Raw genomic sequence first — 17,975 nt, forward strand, 5'->3', positions numbered from 1 at the left:
CCGCTTTGCAGCATAAACGGAATTTCAGTGCGATACAGGCCAATGCCGTCGATGCGCCGCCCCAGCTTCTGCTCATGCTCCGGACTAAGACCGGCATTGAGCATCACCTTCACGCGCTCGCCGCTTTTCAGCTCTGCCGGGCGCTCAACGTCTCCTTCCGCCAGGCGGCTGAGTTCGTTTTCTTCGCTGATAAGCCGTTGATATTCTTGTAGCAGGATCGGTTCAGGATCCACCAGCAGCTCGCCGCGATAACCATCGACCACCAGCGTACGCCCATGGAGGATCGACGGCTGGATATCGGCGCCCATCACCGTAGGGATCCCCAACGCGCGTACCATGATCGCAGCGTGAGAGTTGGCGGCACCGTCGCGTACCACCACACCGGCTAAACGATCCTGCGGCACTTCCGCGAGCGTAGCGGCGGAGAGTTCATCCGCCACCAGCACAAAGCGGGGCGGCCAGGCATTGGCGCCTTGGGTGGTGTCATCAAGGTGGAACAGCAGACGCTGCCCCAACGCACGCAGATCGCCTGCGCGCTCTTTCAGGTAGCCGTCGCTGAGCGCAGCAAACTGTTCGGCAAACTTCTCAATAACCGTTTTTACCGCCCATTCGGCCACCGAGCCATTATCCACCGCGGCAAACAGCGCGCGGCGCAGGCTGGCGTCAGAGAGCAGGTGCGAATAGAGGTCAAAAATCGCCGCCGTCTCTTTTTGCGCTCCGGCGGCATAGCGTTTGCTGTAACGACGAAATTCGTTCGCCGCCTCTTCCAGCGCGCCGGTTAAACGCTCGCGCTCCAGTTGCGTATCCAGCGATGACGCTTCATACACCTGCTCCATCAGCGGCAGGGTGGCGTCCATCCAGCCTTCGGCGATCGCCACGCCTGGCGAAGCCGGCAGCGCGCGGATACGCGTCTGACGATACTGCCCGAACAGCGCCGTCAACTGAGACTGCGAGAGGATAGCCGCCATCTGGGTGGCGAGCGTGACCAGGAATGACTCTTCGCTTTCGTCGTACTGTCTCAGCTCGCGCTGCTGCACCACCAGCACGCCCAGCAGTTGGCGGCGCTGAATGATCGGCACGCCAAGAAACGCGCGGAAGCGCTCTTCTTTCACTGAGGGAATGTATTTATAGCTGGGGTGTTTTTGCGCGTCGGCGAGGTTAATCGGTTCGGCCAGGCGGCCAACCAGCCCGACGATCCCTTCATCGAAGGCGAGCGTAATGGTACGACCGCGCGGTTTTTTCAGGCCGCGGGTCGCCATTAAATAGAAGCAGCGTCGATCGTTGTCGGCGAGATAGACGGAACAAACCTCGGTCTCCATAGCCAGGCAGACATCGGTGACCAGAATATCCAGCGCCTCGTTCAGACGAGGCGCACTCGCGACCTTCTCAACAATTTCGCGTAAGCGAGTGAGCATAATATGCGTGGCTTAACCTCTTTTACGTCGATAAGCAGGCGCGCTTTGCGGTTTTGGCGCGCTCTCCGCAAGCGCCATCACTACGCTGGCGAACTCTTTCATCACCCGGCGGTAGACGTCACGTTTAAACGACACGACCTGACGCACCGGATACCAGTAACTCACCCAGCGCCAGCCGTCGAACTCCGGCGTGCTGCTGGTTTGCATATTGATATCCGCGTCATTGCCGATCAACTGCAAGAGAAACCATTTTTGTTTCTGGCCGATACAAACCGGCTTTGTGTCCCAACGCACCAAACGTTTAGGCAATTTGTAACGCAACCAGTTTCGGGTCGAAGCGAGGATCCGTACATCCTTACGGCTTAATCCAACTTCTTCGAACAGTTCCCGATACATCGCCTGTTCTGCTGTCTCACCGGGGTTTATACCCCCTTGCGGGAATTGCCAGGAGTGCTGACCGTAGCGTCGGGCCCACATAACCTGGCCCTGACGATTGCAAATTACAATACCAACATTTGGGCGGTAGCCATCGTCATCAATCACCGGACTACCTCAAAATAAGCTTCAATGTGAATGATTGTTTCACACTCGCTGGAAACGGTAAACCACTCTATTACAGCACGACCATCTAATAACATTTGAATAACTCACAGTAATCATCAGAGTTATAAACAGAGAGCCGCGTTCATCCGCGATTTTATTCACTTTTTCTGTGGATAGAGTTGTGAAGAAGTACGGAATTACCCAGGGAAAACCCAGAGTACTCTGAATAATCGCATGCAAGCCGTTCACAGTAAAATGATATTTTTCATTAAGTTATTATGGTTAATCCTCTTGCATTAGCGCATAACGTGATGATCATCACATAGGGGATCCTCCAACTGATGAAAGATCGAGCAACGCCGATTTTATCCACAGATTGTGCCAACATCTTAGACATCTTTTGTGCGAAAATTCGATTTTCGTCGCACGTCAAGGCTGTAAATTGAAACAGTAGTGGGGCTTTTCCCCAGTTATCCCATTTTTCTGTGGATAACATGGTGTAAGATCCTGTTCATTGTCAGTGACCAGATTTGGAAAACCTTTTTTCGCGGCCTTTTTACGCTGAAAAATAGCTTAAAAAATCCATTATAATCATCACGTTGATATATTTACTCAGAAAAAGTTAAACTCTATCCACACCCGGCAAAACAGTCGTACATTTTTTCACCAGAAGGCGCTTTATCATGTCAATGCTCGCCCCGCTTCCCGAATCGCCCAAAACCCAGGCCGAGCTGCTCGCGCAAGCGCAGCGTCTGGCGGGCTATTCGCTGGGCGAACTGGCGGCGATGGCCGGAATCGTCCCGCCCAAAGATTTGAAGCGTGATAAAGGCTGGATTGGCGTGCTGCTGGAAATCTGGCTCGGCGCCAGCGCCGGCAGTAAGCCAGAGCAGGATTTCGCCGCGCTGGGGGTCGAGCTGAAAACGATTCCCATTGACCGCCAGGGACGCCCGCTGGAGACCACGTTCGTCTGCGTCGCCCCGCTGACCGGCAATTCCGGCGTCACCTGGGAAAACAGCCACGTTCGCCATAAGCTCAAGCGGGTATTGTGGATTCCGGTAGAGGGCGAAAGAACGATCCCGCTCGCCGAGCGCCGCGTCGGCGCGCCGCTGCTGTGGACGCCGAGCCCGGAAGAAGAGCATCAGCTGCAAATGGACTGGGAAGAGTTAATGGATCTGATTGTTCTGGGACAGGTCGAGCGCATTACCGCCCGACACGGCGAAGTGCTGCAGCTCCGCCCAAAGGCCGCCAACAGCAAAGCGCTCACCGAAGCCATCGGCGCGCACGGTGAACCGATTATGACGCTGCCGCGCGGTTTCTATCTCAAAAAGAACTTCACCGCCGCCTTGCTGGCGCGCCACTTTATGCTGCAAACGCATTAATTTTTTTGCCCTGCCGCCCACCGGGATTATACTCCTCGTGCTGCTGGCGGCAGGATTGCCCTACAGCACCCACAAAGTACATCTATTGACGCTTTCGCTTTTTTTGGCAGGACTTATCTAATGTTATTTGCATGGATCACCGACCCCAACGCCTGGCTTGCGCTCGGTACGCTGACGCTGCTGGAGATCGTTCTGGGGATCGATAATATTATTTTTCTCTCTCTGGTCGTCGCTAAGCTTCCTACCGCGCAACGCGCCCATGCCCGTCGTTTAGGGCTGATGGGGGCGATGGTGATGCGTCTGGGGCTGCTGGCTTCTATCGCCTGGGTGGTGAAGCTCACCAACCCGCTGTTCACCGTGTTCGATCAGGCCATCTCGCTGCGCGATATTATCCTGCTGCTGGGCGGGCTGTTCCTTATCTGGAAGGCCAGTAAGGAAATTCACGAGTCGATCGAAGGCGATGAGGAAGGGCTGAAAACCAACGTGCATTCGTTCCTCGGCGCGATTGTACAGATCATGCTGCTGGATATTATCTTCAGCCTCGACTCGGTCATTACCGCCGTTGGCCTCTCTGACCATCTGTTTATCATGATGGCAGCGGTGGTGATTGCGGTGGGCGTGATGATGTTTGCCGCACGTTCAATCGGCGAATTTGTCGATCGCCATCCTTCGGTGAAAATGCTGGCGCTGTCATTCCTGATTCTGGTCGGCTTTACGCTGATCCTCGAGAGCTTTGACGTCCACGTGCCGAAAGGCTACATCTACTTCGCCATGTTCTTCTCTATCGCAGTAGAAAGCCTCAATCTGCTGAGAAACAAAAAAAATCCGCTCTAATCTGTCGTTTTTGGCCCTCTTTTGAGGGCCATGTCTGATTTTTTTCAGATTTTACTGCTTTATGCTAACGCAAGAGTCGGTTATTACTAGACTATTAAGAGTGCGGCGATAAAGGGGATGACGATGACAAAATGGGCAGTATTGATTTCCGCAGTAGGTTTAGCCTTTGCAGTTTCCGGCTGTAGCAGCGATTACGTCATGGCGACCAAAGATGGCCGAATGATTCTTACCGACGGAAAACCAGAAGTCGACGACGACACCGGGCTTATCAGCTACGAAGATCAGCAGGGCAACAGAATGCAGATCAATCGCGACGACGTCTCACAGATTATTAAACGATAAAGACAGAGAGGTCAGCCGCTTGCTGGCCTTTTTTCATTTTCTGCTTTCCCTTTTTCTTCCCCTCTGCCATTTTTATATTCCTTTGTCGGGACTCTTTCCCGACGCTGTTGATAAAAGGAAGCCGGCTTATGCAGTACCACCGTATCCCCCACAGCTCTCTTGAGATAAGCACCCTCGGGCTTGGCACAATGACGTTTGGTGAACAGAACAGCGAAGCCGACGCCCATGCACAGCTTGATTACGCCGTGAGTCAGGGTATCAACCTGATCGACGTCGCGGAGATGTATCCTGTGCCGCCGCGCCCGGAAACCCAGGGTCTGACTGAAACCTACGTTGGCAACTGGCTGACGAAACGCGGCAACCGTGAAAAACTGGTGATTGCCTCTAAGGTTAGCGGCCCGTCACGCAATAACGACAGCGGCATCCGCCCCAATCAGGCGCTGGACCGCAAGAACATTCGCGACGCGCTGCACAACAGTCTGACGCGTCTGCAAACCGACTATCTCGACCTCTACCAGGTGCACTGGCCTCAGCGCCCAACCAACTGCTTCGGCAAGCTGGGCTACACCTGGGCTGATTCCGCACCGGTCGTATCCCTGCTGGAAACGCTGGAAGCGCTCACCGAGTATCAGCGCGCCGGGAAAATTCGCTATATCGGCGTCTCGAACGAAACCGCGTTTGGCGTAATGCGTTACCTGCATCTGGCCGATAAACACGATCTGCCGCGTATTGTGACCATTCAGAACCCGTATAGCCTGGTCAACCGCAGCTACGAAGTCGCGCTCTCAGAAGTGAGCCAGTTTGAAGGCGTTGAGCTGCTGGCCTATTCCTGCCTGGCGTTCGGCACCCTGACAGGTAAATACCTGAACGGTGCCAAACCGGCTGGCGCGCGCAATACGCTGTTTAGCCGCTTTACCCGCTACAGCGGTGAGCAGACGCAAAAAGCGGTCGCCGCCTACGTGGAGATTGCCAAACGCCATAACCTCGACCCGGCGCAGATGGCGCTGGCGTTCGTCCGCCGTCAGCCGTTCGTCGCCAGCACGCTGCTGGGCGCGACGACGATGGAGCAGTTGAAAACTAACGTGGAAAGTCTGCACCTGGAATTGAGTGAAGAGGTATTAGCCGAAATTGAAGCGGTGCATCAGGTATATACTTACCCGGCACCTTAAGATTGTGCTCTTCCGGGGTCGCTTGCGACCCCGGGAAAATCAGCGCCGCTTACCCCACAGCCACAGCACGATAATCGCCAGCGCAAACAACACACCGAAGCCTACGCCCACGCCGACGACCGGAATATTCACCGCCACCGCCAGAGAGTACAGCCCCAGCATCAACAGCATCGCGCTATTTTCACCGAGATTTTGCACCGCAATCGCATTGCCCGAGCCAACGGTATGCTTGCCGCGATCCTGCAACAGCGCGTTCAGCGGCACGATAAAGAAGCCACCGCAGATGCCGATGATAAACAGCAGCACATAAGCCGGTAAAATCGCGTGCTGAAGGGCGAAAATCGCCACCACCACGCCAATCAGCACCCCGGCAGGCATGCAGCGCGCCACCGTTTCCAGCGTGACCAGCCTGGCGGCCGCCCCGGCCCCCACCACAATCCCCACCGCCACCATCGCGTTCAGATAGGTTGGCGTGGCGTTATCGGTAATCCCTAACGCCACCGGAACCCACAGCACCAACAGGAAGCGCAGCGTCACCCCCGCGCCCCAGAACAGGCTGGTGCCAAGCAGAGAAAAGCGCGTTTCACCGTTGTGCCACAGCACATTGCAGGCGTTAAAGAAATTGTGGGTCATGGGGCGAAAACGCCAGGACTGACCCGGACGCGCAGCTGGCAGCCTGGGAATAAAAATGTTCGCCACCACCGCGCCGCCGTAGACGATCGCGCAAAGCGCCAGTGCGCCCACCACGCTCCAGTCAGCCACAACGCCGCCCGCCACCGAGCCGATCAGAATCGCCGCGATCGTCGAAGCTTCCATCAGACCGTTGGCTTTCACCAGTTTATCGCCGGTGGTCAGTTCCCCGAGAATGCCATACTTCGCCGGCGAGTAAGCCGCCGCGCCGATACCCACCAGCGTATAGCCGATAAAGGGATTCAGCCCCACGCAAATCATCGCCGCGCCGAGCAGCTTCAGGCCGTTGGCGAACATCATCACCCGGCCCTTACCAAAGCTGTCCGCCACCTGGCCGACGAACGGCGCAAAGACGATGTAAGCGCCCACAAACACCATTTGCAGCACCGGCTGGCTCCAGTCCGGATAGTATTGCTGCTTCATCAGCGCCAGCGTGGCAAACAGCAGCGCGTTGTCGCCAAAAGCCGAGAGGAACTGGGCGGCGATAACCGCCATCATGCCTTTCGACCAGATAGAGGTGTTAGTGTGTACTGACTCACTCATGTGGGTGTTCCGTCTCTGCAACCATGCTCTTAAGGGTGACGAAATCCGGTTTACCGCTGCCCAGCAGCGGCAGCTGTTTCATCCAGCGAATGTCGCGAGGAACCGCCAGCTCCGGCACGCCGTGGGCCCGCGCATACTGCAACAGTTTGTCGCGGGTCAGTTCATTATCGGTGGTAAATAGCACCAGCGCCTCGCCTTTGCTGGCATCGGTTTTCACTGCCGTGGCGTGCATCTTCTCAGGCGATACGCCCAGCGCCAGCTGTTCGACCGTTTCCAGCGACACCATTTCGCCGGCAATTTTAGCAAACCGCTTTGCCCGCCCCTGAATCTGCACATAGCCCTGGGCGTCAAAAGCAACAATATCCCCGGTGTCGTACCAGCCGGTTTCCCGCTCACCGTGCTGATTCTCCGCCGTCGGCGCTTCCAGCACGCCAGGGTTCTCAACGCGCAGGTAGCCGCACATCACGTTCGGCCCTTTCACCTGCAGGCGACCGCCCTGCTCAATGCCCGGTACTTCCAGCAATCTCGCGTCCATCCCCGGCAGAATGCGCCCTACCGTGCCCGGTTTCGCCGCCATTGGCACGTTAATTGAGACCACCGGCGCGCATTCGGTCACGCCATAGCCTTCCAGAATGCGCAGGCCGAACTTGTCCTGCCACAGCTCTTTGGTGCTCTGTTGCAGCTTTTCCGCCCCGGCCACGACATAGCGTAGACGATAGAAATCGTACGGGTTGGCGAATCGCGCGTAGTTGCCTAAAAACGTTGAGGTGCCGAACAGGACGGTACAGTTACGGTCATACACCAGCTCCGGTACCATGCGGTAGTGCAACGGGCTAGGGTAGAGGAACACTTCCGCGCCGGTCAGCAGCGGCGTAAACAGCCCGACCGTCAGGCCAAACGAGTGAAACAGCGGCAGCGCCGACATAAAGCGGTCATTGGCGGTAAAGTCGGCGATGGTTTTGATCTGCTCGACGTTCGCCAGAATGCTTTTGTGGCTGTGCACCACGCCTTTCGGGTGGCCTTCCGAACCGGAGGTAAAGAGGATGATTGCCGGGTCTTCCGGCTGCTGCGCCACCTGCGCCAGACGCGGCATCAGCACGCGTGAAAAGATCCACAGCTTATCGACGGTGGTCACATCGCCTTTTAAATCTTCGAGGAATACCCAGCGAACCTGGGTCAACTGCTCGGTCAGGTGCCAGAGTTTGCCTTTATCAAGAAACGTGCGCGAGGTAAAAATCGTGCCAATTTGCGCGGCGGTAATGGCGCTGGACAGCCCTTTGACCCCGGCAGTGTAGTTCATCATCGCCGGAATACGGCCGCGGGCAATCGCACCGAAGATAACGGCGGCGCTGATACCGGCATTCGGGAGCATCAGGCCGATCTTTTCGCCCTTCTGGCTGTATTTTTCGAGGATACGCGCCACAAACAGCGTTTTGGTCAGCAGCTTGCGATAGCTGTCCGGCTGGAAATTGATATCTTCGACGCACGCTTTTTTCTCGCCGTATCGGTGCATCGCCGTCAGCAGCGATTCATACAGCGTTTCACGCGGACGCACCGCCATCCGGGCTTCCATCATAATCTGGTGCAGCATTTCGCCGGCAATGCGGCGACGGTCACGCGCACGCGGGGCTTCCGGCATTGGCAGCGTGGTTGGCGGCAACAGGTGCAGCTGGATGCGAGGGAAAAGGCGGCGCTTCACCAGCCCTTTCAGGCGGCTAAAGTAGCTCAGTTCCGCACCTTCAATACGCACCGGAATAATCGTCGCCCCGGACTTCGCCGCCACAAAGGCCGCGCCGTCGTAAATCTTCATCAGCGAACCGGAGACTGAAATGCGCCCTTCCGGGAAAATCACCACCGGGCGGCCCTGTTCGATCAGGCGCACCAGATGCTTGATAGACATCGGTTTTGTCGGGTCGAGCGGGACAAAATCGATGATCGGCGTCAGCCAGCGCATGAACCATTTTTGGGAAATCGAGGTGTAGACGGCAAAAACCGGGCGAACCGGGAGAAACAGCGCTAGCAGAATGCCGTCGATAAACGAGACGTGGTTGGGCGTAATCAGCACTTTAGGCTGGCTTAACGCCTCGGTGCTACCGGTCATCCGTACCCTGAATAACACCCTGAAAAGCTGTCGGAAGAAACAGAGAAGCATACCAACTCCTTTTGCCAAAGATTTATCTTTGCAAAGGGTACACGAGAACACTGAGGAAAAGCAGCGGGCAGGAATATTATTGCGGCAAAAAGATGACTTACAATTCGTACATGGACGAGACAGGAACCGGGGACCCTGAGGGGCCCCCGTAGGTCATTTACTGTTCTGTCAGTTCAAGCTCGGCAATCACCGGAAGATGATCGCTTGCCGCAGACCAGTTAAACTCAGGCGAATTATTTGGAATCTCCATCTTCTTCACGTCCCACTTCTGGCCTTTAAACGTAAAGATATGGTCGATATCGATGGCCGGATTAATGGCAGGCCAACTGCGGGTATCCGTGCCTTTCTTCGCGACTTCATTAAAGAAATAACCGATCTCTTTTATCGGCTGTTCTTCACGGGTTGAGTTGAAATCACCCGCCAGGATCTTAATCGAAGAGGCAATATCTTTAAAATCGGACGCTGCGTCGCCAATACTCAGATCAAGCAAATAACGCGCCTGCTCGGTCCGTATCGTAGGATCTTTTTGCCAGTCGAGGTGAGTCACCATAATAATGGGAGCGGAATCAAATCCCGGCACTTCTACCTGCGCCAGCAGCGCAACGCGCTGTTCAGCATTTCCGGAGGGCAGCTTCACAACCTGTGAATGCAGAATTTTATATTTTGACAGAATACCCAAACCATATTCACCGCCATCAAAATCTAACGCTTTACCAAACGCATAGTGCATTTTGTTGGCATCGGCAATGGTCTTTAATTGGTCGACCTTCTGACTACGCTGCGTTTTGTTATCCACTTCAGGAACGGCAATAATATCGGCGTTGATTTTTTTAATAGCCGAATTAAGTGCAGTAAAATCAGCAACGTTATCGGAAGCCTCATTTTTACCGATATTGTAGGTCGCGATGCGTAACGTTGGTTTGTCCTGAGTATAAACCTTGTCGGGCACACCGCCTTTCTGAACAGCAAGTATTTCATTTCCCGCCAGTTTATCAGCAGCCTGTGCATTCGTAGCCAGGCATGCCAGCGCTATCATAGTCAGTACAATCTGTTTTTTCATTACTGTTATCGTTCTCCGTTTAAAATATTTGTCTTAGGATACGGAGTAAAACCATTCATTTTAGTGATGTATCGCACAAACTTATAACGCGACGAGAATTAAGTTTCCTCGTTACTTTACGCTTTCTGAGCTTGGTTTTCCGGCAAAATCTCCACAATTCATTCCTTCTTGGAATGAATTTTATTCATATCATTCATTTTATAAATCACAAGAACAATGATACCGTGACGCCAGACCTGAGTTTTTATTGAGTATTTATAGACGCTATTTTGCGCCTCTATTATGGACAAGCTTTTATGAGCAATACGGTATCTGTAAAGAGAATAAGATTTACGGCCAGGCATTTGGGTATTGAATTCAAGGGAGGGTTAGTGCTGGCACTACCGCTAAAATGGTTTCCGGAACTGGACTGTGCCACCATCGCCGATCTTAAAAACAATAAGATTACCTCCGCAGGAATTGAATGGTTAAATTTAAAATTCACGCTAGATATTGATGACATACTGAAGTGCGCCACCGAGGCAGCTATTCCCTGAAAACTGGGTTTGCCAAACCTATTTTGAGAGTGGACTAGCGCGATATCCTTCGGCTTAATCTGCAATAAAAAACAGATGTGAGAGGCGTAAAATGACCAACAATAACCATCAATCATATCGGCTGGTAGAAAGAGATTGCTATACAACGCTTTTTCACGACAAAGAGCCGATTGGGGTCATTATTAATATCAAAAGAAGATGGGTCACCAAAATTAAAAATAACGCCGAGAGTTTTGTCGTCTGTGGTCGCCATGCTAATCGTCAGCATGCTCTCGCCAGATTGTGGGAATGCCGTTTTGATGCCTGGCATCCGCAGTAAACCAAGTCTCATCTATCAAGAAAAAAGATAGGGTTAGATTAACCCTATCTTTTTTTTTGCAAAAAAAAACCTGCGCTTCTGCGCAGGTCGGTGTAAGTGATGCGTACGCAAAGCGTACTTTGAAACATTCACCAATCAATACCTCTGGGACCGCTATTGTCTCCCCCCTACCGCCTGGCAGCCAGTTTAAAACCGCAAGAGAATGAGCGGAAATGCAACGAGGTATTGCGATTATGGGGAACTGTAACAGCGTGAATTCAGGCAAAAAAAAACCTGCGCATCTGCGCAGGTTGGTGTAATTGAGTGGTCAACCTTGTGGGCGACTTCACCTATCAATACCTCTGGGACAATCAGATTAGCAACTCGCGTAACGCGTTCTCCAGCAGACATTCGCAACAGCATCTCGCAAAGTGTAAGCAAACGTTTGAATATTCCTGTTTAGTTGCAAAAGCCCGGTGTCACTCTTCCACAAAGCACCATACGCGCATCAATATTGTGCAATCCACCACAGACTCGGCCTTGAATAGCACCGGGATTTCCGTAAAACTGTTAGGGTGTAAACGTTTACCCATCGAATTTTGTTTAAGGCATATTATGGCGACAATTAAAGATGTGGCCCGGATGGCAGGCGTCTCCGTCGCCACCGTTTCCCGCGTCATCAACAACTCTCCAAAAGCCAGCGATGCCTCGCGTCAGGCGGTGAACTCCGCCATGGAGACCCTCAACTATCATCCCAACGCCAATGCCCGCGCGCTGGCGCAGCAGTCGACGGAAACCGTCGGCCTGGTGGTGGGCGACGTCTCCGACCCTTTTTTCGGCGCCATGGTTAAAGCCGTGGAGCAGGTCGCCTATCACACCGGCAATTTTTTGCTGATTGGCAACGGCTACCATAATGAGATGAAAGAACGTCAGGCCATTGAGCAACTCATCCGCCACCGCTGTGCGGCGCTGGTGGTGCATGCCAAGCTGATTCCCGACGCTGAACTGGCAGATTTAATGAAGCAAATGCCCGGCATGGTGTTGATCAACCGCATTCTACCCGGTTTTGAAAAACGCTGCGTGGCGCTGGACGACCGTTACGGCGCCTGGCTGGCGACTCGCCATCTGATTCAACAAGGGCATACGCGCATTGGCTATATCTGTTCCAACCACGCGATTTCGGATGCGGAAGACCGACTGGCGGGCTACTACGACGCGCTAAAAGAGCACGGGCTACCGTGCAACGACCGGCTGGTAACCTTTGCCGAGCCGGATGAAAGCGGCGGCGAACAGGCCATGACCGAGCTGCTCGGTCGCGGCAAGCAGTTTACCGCCGTCGCCTGTTACAACGACTCGATGGCGGCGGGCGCGATGGGCGTACTGAATGATAACGGTATCGACGTACCGCAGGCGATTTCGCTGATTGGTTTCGATGACGTGCTGGTTTCCCGCTACGTGCGACCACGGCTGACCACCATCCGCTACCCGATTGTCACCATGGCCACCCAGGCCGCCGAGCTGGCGTTGGCGCTGGCAGAGAACAAGCCGCTACCGGATATCACCCACCTGTTCAGCCCGACGCTGGTTCGCCGTCACTCGGTGATCGCCCCGGCGGAAGAGGTTAAATCGTAGCGATAAAGATGGACGGTGGTGTCCGGGTAATCGAGGGCATCACCGAGGTACTGCCAGCCGAAGCGTTCGTAAAAATCCCGACAGGCCGAATAGAGGTGCAGTTCCGTATATCCCAGCTGCGCGGCACAGGACATCACGTGCCGCTGTAGCTGGCCCGCCAGACCGCGGCCACGCGCCTCTGGCGCGACGTACAACGCAGCCATCCACGGCCACAGATCCTGACGACTGATTAAATCGCAGCGCCACAGCCCCACCGTTCCTGACAGTTTATCGCCCTCAACGGCAATAAACGTCAGCGGCAGTGCGCCCGGACGCTGGCTGTGGTCAATGATGCTGGCAAAAAATGCCCGCGACAGACCTTCGCCGCCAAAGGCGTGCCATAGCCAGTCGGTCACCTGACCGGCGTACTGCGGACGGTCATAGAGCGGCAGGATGGTCACATTAATTTTCCCTGGAAGATGGGAACCGATTCAAACAGATAGCCGTCGAAATCCGGCGCGTCTTCGTCTGACAGCTCCATCAGGCTATTTTTGACGTTCTCAAGATGCTGCCACATCGCCTGCCAGGCCCCCATGACGTCACGGCGGCGTAGCGCGGCCAGAATAGTCTGCCGGTCGCCAAGCCATTTCAGCCGGTAGGTGCGGCTGGCAATATGGGCGTTAAACTGCTGCCACAGCGGGCTGCTGTCCATCTGGATCCAGACGCGCTCGATAGTCGCCAGCAGCATCTGGTTTTGCGTCGCCCCGGCCAGCACCAGGTGGAACAGGCGGCCGTTGTCCTGGCTGGTATCGTTGAGCGCAATCGCCCGCTGCTCTTGTTCGATAATCTGCTTGAGGTTGTCGATATCTGCGCGGGTGGCCATCTTCGCGGCGAAAGCGGCAATGTTACTCTCCAGCAACTGGCGCGCCTGCAGGATTTCAAATGGCCCAACGTCGCTGCTCAGCATCTGCTCTTCCTCGCCGTCGCTTTCTTGCGGAATACGCATCACGTACACGCCGGAGCCCTGGCGAATATCAACCGTACCCTGTAGTTCCAGCATCAGCAGCGCCTCGCGCACGATGGTACGGCTGACGCCGTAAGTTTCAGCGATATTGCGTTCCGGCGGCAGGCGCGACCCGACGGGATAGCGGCCCTGCATAATCTGGGCGCGCAAATCATCGCCAATCTCCTGATAGGGTTTCTTTTCCGGCGGGACGGTAGCCTTCTCCACAATTTCACCTGTACGTTATGCCAATACCGGCGCTATCTTAGCAAAAATCAGCGCCATTCATCATCGATATCCACCGTCAGCTCGCGGCTGTCGCGCAGTTGACGGAACCAGCGGGCAGAGGCTTTTGGCCGCCGCGCGCGGTCGTTCTGGAGATCGATTTCAATCAGCCCGTAGCGGTTTTTAAAGGCGTTCATCGGCGAAACGTTGTCGGTAAAGGCCCACAGCATATAGCCGTGGCAGTTGGCGCCGTCTTCTTTCGCCCGCAACGTTTGCCACAGATGCTCGCTGATAAAACGGATCCGATAGTCGTCGGCAATCACGCCATCGGCGTTGCGGAACTGGGCCTCATTTTCCACCCCCATACCGCTCTCGGCGACAAACCACGGAATATTGCGATAGTCATTTTTGATGCGCATCGCCATGTCGTAGACAATCTGCGGGTAGATTTCCCAACCGCGCGAGTTGTTCATCTTTCTGCCCGGCAGTTCAAACGGTTCGTAGTACCAGGCCGGGTGGAACGGCGTCCCGGGATGCCAGGCGCGCGACGGCGCTTTTACCCGATGCGGGTAGTAGAGATTAATGCCCAGTTCATCGACCGTGTTGTCGCGGATGATCGCCAGTTCGTCGGCACTGTAGTCCCAGGCAACCGTATGCTTCTCCAGCAGCGTGAACAGCTCTGCCGGGTAAGCACCGTGTACCAGCGGGTCAAGGAATACGCGGTTGTAGAACAGATCGTACACCTCTGCCGCCCGCAGGTCGTGAGCAGCGGCGGAACGCGGATAGGTCACCTCCGGGTTGAGGATGCAGCCGACGGTCCCTTGATAGCCTTTCTCGCGGAATAGCTGCACTACCTTCGCCGTCGCCAGCACCTTGTGGTGATTCCACTGCATCCATTTGCCGGTGTTTTGCTCATACGGCCAGCGTAGCGCATCCAGATAGACGCGGGTCTGCACCACAATCGGCTCGTTAAAGGTAAACCAGCGCGTCACCTTGTGATGGTAGCGGGCAAACACCTGCTCCACGTAGCGCACATACAGCTCAACCACTTTTTTCGAGCCCCAACCGCCGTACTCTTCCAGCAGGTAGCCAGGCAGCTCGTAGTGCTCAAGGCAGATCATCGGCTCAATACCATTGGCCAGCAGCTCATCAAACAGCTGGTCGTAATAAGCGGCATACTCTTCATCCACCGTAACCGCCTCGTAATCGGTTAAAAAACGCGACCAGTTGATGGAGGTACGGTAATGAGTCAACCCCGCTAGCTTCATCAGTTGCACGTCTTCGCGAAAGCGGTTGATGAAATCGGTGGCAACCGCCGGGCCGTAGCCGTTATGCCAGACGTGACGGTCGTTCTTGTACCAGAGATCGGGCCAGGAATCCTGGCCTGGCTTTTTACCGCTCCAGCCTTCCGTTTGCCAGGCCGAAGCCGCGGCCCCGAGAATAAAATCATCGGGAATCGTTATCCGTTTTGTACTCATAGCGTCCTCAGAAGTTATCGGTAGCCGGGGATTTGGCCGCCAGGCGTTCGGAAATCTCGGCACGGCGGGAGGCGATTTTGACGAACGGCAGGTAAATCAGCACCGCCACGACGATACAAATCAGCTGCGTCACTACCGCGCCCATCGAGCCTGCGGTCGACAGCCAGGCGTTGATCAGCGGCGGCGTGGTCCACGGCACCATCACCACGGCTTTACCGGCAAACCCGGTGACGGTGGCGAAATAGCCGATGCTGCCGGTCACCAGCGGGGTAATAATGAAGGGAATCGCCAGGATCGGGTTGAGCATGATCGGCATACCGAAGATTACCGGCTCGTTGATGTTGAAGATCCCCGGGCCAATCGACAGCTTGGCGATCTCTTTCATCTCTTTACGCTTGGTGGCAATCATCACCGCGATCAGCAGCCCGATGGTCAGTCCGGACCCGCCGATGCTCATATACACGTCCCAGAACGGCATCGTAATAATATTCGGTACCTCTTTACCCTGCTCGAAGGCGCTCATGTTGACGGTAATCGCCCCCAGCAGCAGCGGTTCGCGGATGGGTTTGATCATCTGGTTACCGTGAATGCCGATCACCCAGAAGATCTGCGCCACGAACATCAGCAGCAGGATCCCCGGCAGGCTCTGCATCACCCGCTCCAGCGGCTGCTGCACCACCTGATAAACCGCGTCGTAGAGGTACATGCCGGTCAGTTGATGGAAGATGAAGCCGAAGGTGGCGATCGCGGTGACGGTAATGATCGCCGGGATCAGCGCTGAAAACGACGCGGCGACGTTCGGCGGCACGGTGTCCGGCATTTTGATCTTCAGCCCGTTGCGCGTTTCCAGCCAGCAGTAGATCTCGACCGACAGAATGGCGATAAACATGCCGAGGAACAGGCTGCGGGTGTCAGAGAACTGACGCAGCAGCACATCTTTAACTTCGTGCATTTGCCCGTCGACCATCATCTGTACGGTGGTCGGCGTGACGCAGATAAAGCAGATCACCGCCAGCAGGCCGGGGAACAGGGTCTTAATGCCGTTGATTCTTCCTAGCTCGATGCCGATCAGGAACACGGCGCCAATGTTGAGGAAGTTCAGCGTGGCGTAGTTGATGGCGCTGGTAATCGGTTTGAGAGACGCCAGAAACGACAGCGACTGGAAGCTGGCGAGACCGTTTTTCGGATCCAACACCATGTTGGAGATCAGTACGGAGAAGGCGCCAACGATGATCACCGGCATCAGCGTAATAAAGGCGTGTTTGATCGCCATGATATAGCGATAGCTATTGAATTTCGTGGCGAAACTCCCCAGCGAATCAATCAGTTTGTCCTGCAATGCCATAGAAAGTACCTCAAGTTTAAGGGCTTTATCGCGCATCCGGTGTACAGCCAAACACCTTTTGGCATACCAAAAATAGTCATCCTTAACGAAAAGTTCTGTGATTAAGCTCCCAACCTCTATTTTGGTATTCCAAACAGAAAGAAATACAATTATTGGTATACCGCATGCTGAAGGAGCGGTTCTTAGCGCGATTAACTGCAAAAGCGTGATCGCGATAGGTTTTTTATCCGCTGTAGAGTTCGTATGAGTGGTGAATGTCTGTGATAAACTGCGGGTCATCACGGAGTTTCAGGGATTAACAATGGCAACAATGCTGGATGTCTCAATACGCGCTGGCGTGTCGAAAGCAACGGTCTCCCGTGTGCTGAATGGTACCGGTCAGGTCAAAGAGAGCACCCGTAAACAGGTGTTTAAAGCGATGGAGGAGTTAGGCTATCGGCCCAACTTTCTGGCGCGCTCGTTGGCCAATCGCACCAGCAACAGCATTGGCCTCGTTGTCTCAACCTTCGACGGCTTCTACTTTGGTCGTTTGTTACAGCAGGCCTCCCGTCAGACGGAAGCCTGGGGTAAACAGCTGATTGTGACCGATGGCCACGATACGCCCGAGCGTGAAGAGCAGGCGGTGCAGATGCTGGCCGACCGCCAGTGCGACGCCATCGTGCTCTACACCCGCCATATGAGCGAAAAAGCGATCATGTCGCTGGTGAACACGACTCCGATGCCGCTGGTCGTCATTAACCGCGACGTCAGCCAGGCGCGCGATCGCTGCGTGTTCTTCGAACAGCAGGATGCCGCATTCCAGGCGGTAGAGTATCTGATTTCTCAAGGGCATCGGGACATCGCCTGCATTACCGTTCCTATTCATACGCCAACCGGTAAAGCGCGTTTGCAGGGCTACCGTCGGGCGCTGGAACAGAACGGCATAAAATGGGATCCAGCAAAAGTGAAGCATGGCGATTCGACCATGAACTGCGGCTATGACATGTGCAACGCGCTGCTGGAAGAGAAAGTGAAGTTCAGCGCGCTGTTTGCCTGTAACGATGACATGGCGCTGGGCGCGTCGAAGGCGCTGCATCAGGCGGGGCTACATATTCCTCAGGATATTTCACTGTTTGGCTTTGATGATGCCCCGAGCGCCAAGTGGCTGGAGCCGGGGCTGTCGACGGTGTACCTGCCGATCGATAACATGATCGTCACCGCCATTGACCAGGCCATTAAGCTGGCCGCGGGCGAAGAGATTGAAACCATACCACCGTTCACCGGCACGCTGGTATTGCGCGATTCGGTCACAACGGGACCGTATTACAAATAACGTGCCGGATGGCGGCGCAAGCGCCTTATCCGGCCTACAT

The 17,975-nt window shown here is 54.9% G+C and carries 18 protein-coding genes; 9 read left to right on the forward strand and 9 right to left on the reverse strand.

Going from position 1 to position 17,975, the window contains the following annotated elements:
• A partial coding sequence (gene ptsP / locus ACW14G_RS18590; protein WP_455648716.1) for a phosphoenolpyruvate--protein phosphotransferase occupies positions 1-1,415 on the reverse strand: 1,415 nt, incomplete at its 3' end.
• Positions 1,416-1,427: 12 nt separating this feature from the next.
• A complete protein-coding gene (gene rppH, locus ACW14G_RS18595; RefSeq protein ID WP_035893962.1) occupies positions 1,428-1,958 on the reverse strand; it encodes an RNA pyrophosphohydrolase in 531 nt (176 codons plus the stop codon).
• 441 nt (positions 1,959-2,399) lie between these two features.
• On the opposite strand from rppH, the gene ACW14G_RS18600 reads away from it, so the two are divergent.
• From ACW14G_RS18600 to ACW14G_RS18620, 5 genes are all read left to right on the forward strand, one after another.
• Positions 2,400-2,549, forward strand: a complete 150-nt coding sequence (locus tag ACW14G_RS18600; protein ID WP_411908121.1) for a hypothetical protein — start codon at positions 2,400-2,402, stop codon at positions 2,547-2,549.
• A 92-nt stretch (positions 2,550-2,641) separates the two neighbouring features.
• The gene (gene mutH / locus ACW14G_RS18605; protein ID WP_167575093.1) at positions 2,642-3,337 is read left to right on the forward strand and encodes a DNA mismatch repair endonuclease MutH; all 696 of its coding nucleotides are present in this window, start codon (positions 2,642-2,644) and stop codon (positions 3,335-3,337) included.
• Positions 3,338-3,457: 120 nt separating this feature from the next.
• Entirely contained in the window at positions 3,458-4,171 is a 714-nt protein-coding gene (locus tag ACW14G_RS18610; RefSeq protein ID WP_065358153.1) for a TerC family protein, read from the forward strand.
• Positions 4,172-4,294: 123 nt separating this feature from the next.
• The gene (locus tag ACW14G_RS18615; protein WP_097162008.1) at positions 4,295-4,513 is read left to right on the forward strand and encodes a YgdI/YgdR family lipoprotein; all 219 of its coding nucleotides are present in this window, start codon (positions 4,295-4,297) and stop codon (positions 4,511-4,513) included.
• A gap of 128 nt (positions 4,514-4,641) precedes the next feature.
• Positions 4,642-5,682 (forward strand): NADP(H)-dependent aldo-keto reductase, encoded by a 1,041-nt coding sequence (locus ACW14G_RS18620; RefSeq protein ID WP_163446352.1) that lies wholly within the window; start codon positions 4,642-4,644, stop codon positions 5,680-5,682.
• Positions 5,683-5,721: 39 nt separating this feature from the next.
• Here the strand turns inward: ACW14G_RS18620 and lplT are convergent, their stop codons facing one another.
• From lplT to ACW14G_RS18635, 3 genes are all read right to left on the reverse strand, one after another.
• Positions 5,722-6,915, reverse strand: a complete 1,194-nt coding sequence (gene lplT / locus ACW14G_RS18625; protein ID WP_249022798.1) for a lysophospholipid transporter LplT — start codon at positions 6,913-6,915, stop codon at positions 5,722-5,724.
• On the reverse strand, positions 6,908-9,067 hold the full coding sequence (gene aas, locus ACW14G_RS18630) for a bifunctional acyl-ACP--phospholipid O-acyltransferase/long-chain-fatty-acid--ACP ligase (RefSeq protein WP_249022797.1): 2,160 nt from the start codon (positions 9,065-9,067) through the stop codon (positions 6,908-6,910). Before aas ends, lplT begins: the two co-directional genes overlap by 8 nt.
• A 157-nt stretch (positions 9,068-9,224) precedes the next feature.
• Positions 9,225-10,127, reverse strand: a complete 903-nt coding sequence (locus ACW14G_RS18635; protein ID WP_419057853.1) for an endonuclease/exonuclease/phosphatase family protein — start codon at positions 10,125-10,127, stop codon at positions 9,225-9,227.
• 296 nt (positions 10,128-10,423) lie between these two features.
• On the opposite strand from ACW14G_RS18635, the gene ACW14G_RS18640 reads away from it, so the two are divergent.
• From ACW14G_RS18640 to galR, 3 genes are all read left to right on the forward strand, one after another.
• A complete protein-coding gene (locus tag ACW14G_RS18640; protein WP_271458772.1) occupies positions 10,424-10,663 on the forward strand; it encodes a DUF2442 domain-containing protein in 240 nt (79 codons plus the stop codon).
• Positions 10,664-10,754: 91 nt separating this feature from the next.
• Positions 10,755-10,982 carry a hypothetical protein gene (locus ACW14G_RS18645; protein ID WP_271458773.1) on the forward strand — a complete coding sequence of 76 codons (228 nt, stop codon included), beginning with the start codon at positions 10,755-10,757 and terminating at the stop codon, positions 10,980-10,982.
• A 594-nt stretch (positions 10,983-11,576) separates the two neighbouring features.
• On the forward strand, positions 11,577-12,593 hold the full coding sequence (gene galR, locus ACW14G_RS18650) for an HTH-type transcriptional regulator GalR (RefSeq protein ID WP_163449346.1): 1,017 nt from the start codon (positions 11,577-11,579) through the stop codon (positions 12,591-12,593).
• Here galR and ACW14G_RS18655 read toward each other — a convergent pair.
• From ACW14G_RS18655 to ACW14G_RS18670, 4 genes are read right to left on the reverse strand one after another with little or no spacing between them, the layout of a single operon-like run.
• Complete coding sequence (locus ACW14G_RS18655; RefSeq protein WP_223803898.1) at positions 12,554-13,033, reverse strand: GNAT family N-acetyltransferase; 480 nt, start codon at positions 13,031-13,033, stop codon at positions 12,554-12,556. The genes galR and ACW14G_RS18655 overlap by 40 nt on opposite strands.
• On the reverse strand, positions 13,030-13,803 hold the full coding sequence (locus tag ACW14G_RS18660) for a GntR family transcriptional regulator (RefSeq protein ID WP_064542956.1): 774 nt from the start codon (positions 13,801-13,803) through the stop codon (positions 13,030-13,032). Before ACW14G_RS18660 ends, ACW14G_RS18655 begins: the two co-directional genes overlap by 4 nt.
• Positions 13,804-13,850: 47 nt before the next feature.
• The gene (locus ACW14G_RS18665; RefSeq protein ID WP_249022796.1) at positions 13,851-15,278 is read right to left on the reverse strand and encodes a glycoside hydrolase family 1 protein; all 1,428 of its coding nucleotides are present in this window, start codon (positions 15,276-15,278) and stop codon (positions 13,851-13,853) included.
• A gap of 7 nt (positions 15,279-15,285) precedes the next feature.
• The gene (locus ACW14G_RS18670) at positions 15,286-16,623 is read right to left on the reverse strand and encodes a PTS sugar transporter subunit IIC (protein ID WP_064542950.1); all 1,338 of its coding nucleotides are present in this window, start codon (positions 16,621-16,623) and stop codon (positions 15,286-15,288) included.
• 301 nt (positions 16,624-16,924) lie between these two features.
• Between ACW14G_RS18670 and ACW14G_RS18675 the strand changes: the two genes are divergently transcribed.
• The gene (locus tag ACW14G_RS18675; RefSeq protein ID WP_163449350.1) at positions 16,925-17,935 is read left to right on the forward strand and encodes a LacI family DNA-binding transcriptional regulator; all 1,011 of its coding nucleotides are present in this window, start codon (positions 16,925-16,927) and stop codon (positions 17,933-17,935) included.
• Positions 17,936-17,975 lie beyond the last annotated feature (40 nt).

It is taken from the genome of Kluyvera sp., from assembly GCF_965301105.1.